The following is a 6,424-nucleotide window of genomic DNA, read 5'->3' as shown; positions in this document are numbered from 1 at the left end:
GTCATTACCTGCGCCGGCAGCGACGCCGAGGACGAGCGGATGAAGCGCAGGCGCGCCGCCGCCAGCGCCTCGGTGTTGCGCGCCGCGCGGGCCAGGATCGCCTGATGCATGGTCGGCACCGCCGTGTACCAGCTCGGCTGCGCCTCGCTCAGCCACTGGAAGAAGCGCAGCGCGTTGAAACCCGGCGTGCAGTAGATGCTGCCGCCGGCAGCCAGCGACGACAGCACGGCCGCGATCAGGCCGTGAATGTGGAACAGCGGCATGATATTGAGGCAACGGTCATCGGCCGTCAGGCCAAGCGTGCCGCCGATATGAGCTGCCGAGGCCGCGATGTTGGCATGGCTGAGCGGCACCAGTTTTGGACGCGATGTCGTGCCGGAGGTATGCAGCAGCAGCGCAATGTCGCTGTCTTGCGCCATGTCGGGCGCGGCCTTCGGTCCGATCGCCGCGCCCTCGATAGCAAAACTGCCGGCGGGTGTGCCGGGCTGCACGACAAGCCGCAGCACGCCGATGCCGAGGCGTTCGGCCACCGTCACCGCGGGGCCGGTCTCACCCTCCGCGACAAGGATCGCCTTGGCGCCGATGTCGGTCAGGTAGAAATCGAGCTCGTCGGCCCGGTAGGTGGGGTTGAGCGGCGCCGTCGAGGCGGCGGCCGCCACGGCGACGAAGGCGGTGGCCATCTCGGGCCCGTTCGGCAGCACGATCGCCACCCTGTCGCCGCGGCCGATGCCGCGCGCATGCAGCTGTTTTGCCGTGTCGGCGATCATGCTGCGCAATCCGCCATGGCTGAGCGTTGCCCTGTCGGGCGCCAGAATGGCGGGGGCGTCGTCGGCGCCGGCGGCGAGACGGCGGGAGAGATCTGCGTGGGTTTCAGTTTGGGTCATGATCACCGGCTGGATTTCGAACGATTACTGGCGAGAGCCCTTCTGACGGGCTTGCCTCGATATGGGCGCCATTGGACAACGGATCGCCTCAATAGCCAAGCGCCAAACCATCCTTGCGCGGATCGGAAGCGCCGGTCAGCGTCCCCTTCTCCCAGTCGATCAGCACCACTTGCCCGCCGCCAAGCGGATGATGCGGTTCGGCGATGCGGTGGCCGCGCCGGCGCAGGCCCTCGGTTGCATCAGTGGGAACGCCACGCTCGGCTTCCACTGTGTCATCGTTGTAAAACACCCTCGGCGCATCCAGTGCCTGCTGCGGGTCCATGCCGAAATCGATCATGTTGGTGAGCAGGTGGACATGGCCAAACGGCTGGTAACCGCCGCCCATGACGCCGAACGGCATCACCACGCGGCCGTTCTTCGTCGCCATGCCCGGCATGATCGTGTGCATCGGCCGCTTGCCCGGCGCGATCGCGTTCGGATGCGCCGGGTCGAGGCGGAAGCTCGAACCACGGTTCTGCAGCACGATACCGGTCTTCGGGCCGACGACGCCACTGCCGAACGAATAATAGGTCGAGTTGATGAAGGAGACCGCGTTGCGGTCGCGGTCGACGATGGAGATATAGACCGTGTCGCTGCCGGGCAGCTCGACGCGCGGCAGATGCGTCATGGCGCGGTCGCGGTCGATCTCGGCGCGTAGCCGGTCGGCATAGGCGCCGGACAGGAGCTGCTTCAGGGGCACCGGGACATGGTCCTGGTCGCCGACATAGCGGTCGCGGTCGCGGTAAGCCAGGCGCCCGGCCTCGATCTCCAGATGCAGGCGTTCGGCGCCATTGGGGTCGAGCCCGCCAAGCTCGAAGCCCGACAGCAAATTGAGCATCAAAAGCGCCGTCAGCCCCTGATTGTTCGGCGGCATCTGGTGGATCTCATGGCCGCCATAGGAGGTGCTGACCGGCGCCACATAGTCGCCTCTGGTCGCGGCAAAATCCTCGGCCGTATGAAGTCCGCCCAATTCGTTGAGCCGGCTCACCATATCGTCGGCGACCGCGCCTTCGTAGAAACCGGACCGGCCGTGTTTGGCGATGATGCGCAAGGTCGCCGCCAGTTCCGGCTGCCGATGGACGTCACCCGCCTTCGGCGCCCTGCCGCCGGGCAGGAAGATGCGCGCGGCATGCTCGTCGGCCGACAGGTCGGTCTCCGGCTCGGCCCAGTCGAAGGCGACGCGGTCGTGCACGACATAGCCGTTCTCGGCATAGTGAATGGCCGGCGCCAGCGCCTCGGCAACGCCCTTGCGGCCATGGTCTTCGAGCAGGCGGCTCCAGGCGTCGACGGCGCCCGGTACGGTGACCGCATGCGGACCCTGCAGCGGGATGCGGTCGAAGCCTTTTTCGAGATACCAGCCGACCGTCGCCCTGGCCGGCGCTCGCCCCGAGCCGTTGAAGGCCAGCACATTGCCTTGTCCTCCGGGAGAATAAAGCACGAAGCAGTCGCCACCGATGCCCGTCGATTGCGGCTCGACCACACCCTGCACGGCGGCGGCGCAGACCGCGGCGTCCATGGCATTGCCGCCGGAGCGCAGCATGTCGATGGCCGCAAGCGTTGCAAGCGGATGCGAGGTCGCGGCAACCGCCTCGGTGGCCCGAACCGGCGAGCGGCCGGGAAACTGGAAATCACGCATTCTGTCTGAATATCCCCTAGTCACTTCTGCAAATTGGTCACTGCGAATTGATCTGGTGAAATCAATGCCGCCGGCCGAAGATCTGCGCAACCGACAACAGCACGACCGACAGAACGATCAGGCAGGTCGAGATGGCGGCGATCGTCGGGTCGATCTGGTCGCGCAGCGCATTGAACATACGGCGCGTCAATGTCGTCGTCTCGCCGCCCGATATGAACAGCGAAACCACCACTTCGTCGAAGGAGGTGATGAAGGCAAACAGCGCGCCCGAGACAATCGAGAAGCGCATCTGCGGCATCGTCACCTGCCAGAAGGCGGCGACGCGGCCGGCGCCGAGGCTGCGCGCCACGCGCTCCTGGTTCATGTCGTAGGAGCGCAATCCCGACAGCACGGTCAGCACCACCAACGGCAGCGCCTGCACCGTATGCGCGATGACCAGGCCGGTCAGCGTGTTGTTGAGGCCGATGCGCGCATAGAGAAAGAAGGTGCCGATGCCGATCAGGATCACAGGGACGATCAGCGACGCCGTCAGCAGCGCGTTGATGGTGCCGTTGAAGCGCAGCGTGCCCCGGTTGATGGCATAGGCGGCCGCGGTGCCGAGCGGCGTCGCCACCAGCACTGTCATGACAGCCACCTTGACCGAGACGATCGTGGCATCGCGCCACTCCAGCGACCCGAAATAGGCCTGGTACCAGCGCAGCGACCATTGCTGCGGCGGGAATTGCAGCAGCGTCGAATCGGAAAACGACATGATGACGATGATGATCGACGGTGCGATCAGGAACAGCAGCACGAGGCCGCCGAGGCAATAGAGCCATAGGCGTTGCCGGTGCGAGATAGGCAGGCCGAGATCCCTACTCATCGTGAACTCCACACGCCGGTGGCACGCGCGCCGAGCAGCCACTGGAACAGGCCGAGAAGCGCCAGCGTCACCACCAGCAGCACCACGCCCAGTGCTGCACCCGCGCCCCAGTTTGAATAGAGGCTGGTGGTCTGTTCCATGCGCATCGCCCACATGATGACCTTGCCGCCGCCCATCAAAGCCGGCGTGACGAAGAAGCCCAGGCAGAGCACGAAGACGATGACCACGCCCGAGGCGAGGCCTGGCAGCGACAGCGGAAAGAAGATCTGCCGGAAGGTGGCAGTCGGGCCGGCGCCGAGATTCATGCCGGCGCGCAGGCAGTCGGTGTCGATGGTCTTCATCGAAGCGTAGAGCGGCAGCACCAGGAACGGCAGCAAGATATGCGTCATGCCGATGACGACGCCGGAAAAATTGTTGGCGAGCGATAGCGGCTGGCTGATGATTCCGAGATCGATCAGCCAGCTGTTGATCAGTCCCTTGCGCTGCAGGATCACCAGCCAGGCATAGGTGCGCACCAGAACCGATGTCCAGAACGGCAGGATGACGAAGATCAGGCAGATCGAAGCCGCCCGCCGCGGCAGTTGCGACAGCATGTAGGCCAAGGGATAGCCGAGCAGCACGCAGGCGCCGGTGACGATGAAGGCGACCTTGAAGGTGGTGATGAAGGTCTTGATGTAGGAGGCCTGCTCGAAGAATCGCGCATAATTGGCGGCGCTGAAGCCGCCCGCTTCGTCGAACAGCGACAGCCAGAACAGCCAGCCGATCGGCACGATGATGATGGCGAAGACCAGAAGCAGGCTTGGCGACAACAGCGCCAGCAGCCGTAGTGATTCACGCCGGGCGTCGGCGTGAAGTCCCTGCGTGTTGAGCTCCCGGCCTGCGGCGCTGCCGATCTCTTCCATGAGGGCGGGCTGCGCGCTCATCAGTCTGCCGCCACCAGGATCGTGTCCTGCGCATCGAGACCGAATGAGACTGGCTGGCCGGGCGCCGGCATTTTGGCCAGCACATCGCTGCGGCAATAGTCGCGCAAAGTCAGCTGGCGGCCGTCGCGCAACGCCGCGTAGCAGACGAAGCTGTCGCCCTGATAGATGATGTCGCTGACTTTCGCCTCGAGCACGTTGACGCCGCTTGTCGGTTCGGCGTCTGCCAGGAGCCGCAGCTTTTCCGGCCGCACCACCATCAGGTGCTGGCCTGCCGCCGGCACTGGTGCCGCGGTATGGATTCTCCGGTCCTCGTACCAGACGGAGCCGTTGCGGCACTCGACCGGAATGAAATTCGATTCGCCGATGAAGCCGGCTACAAATCGCGTTTGCGGCCTGGCGTAGAGGGTTTCAGGCTTGTCGAGTTGTTCGATGCGCCCGGCGTTCATGACCGCGATGCGGTCGGACATGGTTATGGCTTCGCGCTGGTCGTGCGTGACATAGACGGTGGTCATGCCGAGCCGGCGATGCAGGGCGCGCAGCTCGATCTGCATGTGCTCGCGCAGGCCCTTGTCGAGCGCCGACAAGGGTTCGTCCATCAGCACGATGCGCGGCTCGAAGACGATGGCGCGCGCCAGCGCCACACGCTGTCGCTGGCCGCCGGAGAGCTGGTCGATCCGGCGCTCGCCCAGGCCCTGCAATTTCACCAGATCGAGCGCCTTCTCGACACGTTCGGCCGTCTCGGCGGCGGCGACGCCGCGCTGCTTCAGCGGAAAGGCGATGTTGTGGAAGACGTTCATGTGCGGAAACAGCGCGTAGTTCTGGAACACCATGCCGATGTTGCGCTTGTGCGGCGGCGTGGTGATGATCTCGTCGCCGCCGACCCTGATCGAGCCGGCATTGGCCCGCACGAAACCGGCCAGGATCATCAGCAGCGTCGTCTTGCCGGAACCGGAAGGGCCGAGCAGCGTCAGGAATTCGCCGGCCTCGACATCGAGGTTAAGGTCGCGCAGCACAGGCACGCTGCCAAATCGTTTCTCGATCCCGCGCATGCCGATGGGCAACGCGGATGGCGCAATGGACAAGATTTTTCGCTCCTTAGCCGCAGAGAACAGGTGGCGAGGCAGTGGCTGGTTACGCTGCCCGCCGTAAGCTTGTGTCCGCAGCCTATTGCTGGACCAGGTTGTTGAACTTTTCCGTCGCCTCGACCAGATTGTCGCGCCAGAATTCTGCATCCTGCAACACCTGCTTCTTGACGTTTTCGGGCGCCGAATTGATGTCCTTGATCCTGTCCTGCGGGATCTTGCCGGTCTCGAAAGCCTTCTCGTTTACTGGGCCATTGTCGACGTAGAGCGGCAGATTGGCCTGCAGCTGCGGGCTGACGAACATCGCAAGCGCCTTCATCGCGGCTTCCTTGTTCTTGGCACCCTTGGGGATGACCATGCAGTCGGCGGTCAGCACGCCCTGGTCAAAGGAGAAGCTGACCGGCGCGCCTTCCTTCTTCAAGGTGCCGGCACGGCCGTTCCAGATGCTTGCCATGTCGACCTCGCCATCCTTGACCAATTGCATGGCCTGAGCGCCGGAGGTCCACCAGGCGTCGACATGGCCACGGATCTTGTCGACCGATTTCAGCGCGCCGTCGACATCCACGGGATAGACCTTGTCGATCGGCAGGCCCGAGGCGAGAGCCGCGACGCTCAGCGTTTCGGTCGCCTGGCTGCCGCTCAACGCGCGCCGTCCCGGAAACTTTTCCACGTTCCAGAAGTCGGCCCAGGTCTTGGGGCCTTTGTCGCCGAAGACGTCTGTGCGGTAGATCAGCACGACGGAGGTGTAGGATATGCCTACCCAGTCGTCATGGACGAGCTTGGGGTTGATGCCGCTCTTGTCGATAATGCCGTAGTCGAGCTTCTCGAACAGCCCTTCCTTCGAACCGCGCGCGCATTCGTCGGCGCCAAGTTCGGTGATGTCCCATTTCACTGCATTGCCGGTTACCTGCAGCCGGACGTCGTCGAGGCCGTTGGTGGTGTCCTCCTTGATGGTGATGCCGAGCGCGTCGGCGGTCGGCTTGAAGAACGCCTTGGTC

General features: G+C 64.5%; 6 protein-coding genes. All 6 read right to left on the bottom strand.

The window, feature by feature from the left end; translation table 11 throughout:
• Positions 1-884: AMP-binding protein (locus EN914_RS19735; RefSeq protein WP_164778807.1), on the bottom strand; the 884-nt coding region annotated here is incomplete at its 3' end.
• An 88-nt stretch (positions 885-972) separates the two neighbouring features.
• Positions 973-2,559: a gamma-glutamyltransferase gene (gene ggt / locus EN914_RS19730; RefSeq protein WP_024502108.1), complete on the bottom strand. Its 1,587-nt coding sequence runs from the start codon at positions 2,557-2,559 to the stop codon at positions 973-975.
• Between the two features lie 61 nt (positions 2,560-2,620).
• The gene (locus EN914_RS19725) at positions 2,621-3,421 is read right to left on the bottom strand and encodes an ABC transporter permease (protein WP_024502107.1); all 801 of its coding nucleotides are present in this window, start codon (positions 3,419-3,421) and stop codon (positions 2,621-2,623) included.
• Positions 3,418-4,344 carry an ABC transporter permease gene (locus EN914_RS19720; RefSeq protein WP_013528517.1) on the bottom strand — a complete coding sequence of 309 codons (927 nt, stop codon included), beginning with the start codon at positions 4,342-4,344 and terminating at the stop codon, positions 3,418-3,420. Before EN914_RS19720 ends, EN914_RS19725 begins: the two co-directional genes overlap by 4 nt.
• Positions 4,344-5,426, bottom strand: coding sequence for an ABC transporter ATP-binding protein (locus EN914_RS19715; RefSeq protein WP_024502106.1), 1,083 nt, complete (start codon positions 5,424-5,426; stop codon positions 4,344-4,346). Before EN914_RS19715 ends, EN914_RS19720 begins: the two co-directional genes overlap by 1 nt.
• Before the next feature lie 82 nt (positions 5,427-5,508).
• The coding region (locus tag EN914_RS19710) for an ABC transporter substrate-binding protein (RefSeq protein ID WP_164778806.1) at positions 5,509-6,424 on the bottom strand (916 nt) is incomplete at its 5' end.

This window comes from Mesorhizobium sp. M7A.F.Ca.CA.001.08.2.1 (genome assembly GCF_003998455.1).
GTDB classification, from domain to species: domain Bacteria; phylum Pseudomonadota; class Alphaproteobacteria; order Rhizobiales; family Rhizobiaceae; genus Mesorhizobium; species Mesorhizobium ciceri.
The sequence above is the reverse complement of the archived record's forward strand: the minus strand, read 5'-3'. Positions and strand labels throughout refer to the sequence as shown.

Bases quoted from the DNA above. Each gene is read 5' to 3' on its own strand.
- ggt (WP_024502108.1), bottom strand. From the start codon at position 2,559: ATGCGTGATTTCCAGTTTCCCGGCCGCTCGCCGGTTCGGGCCACCGAG.
- EN914_RS19725 (WP_024502107.1), bottom strand. From the start codon at position 3,421: ATGAGTAGGGATCTCGGCCTGCCTATCTCGCACCGGCAACGCCTATGG.
- EN914_RS19720 (WP_013528517.1), bottom strand. From the start codon at position 4,344: ATGAGCGCGCAGCCCGCCCTCATGGAAGAGATCGGCAGCGCCGCAGGC.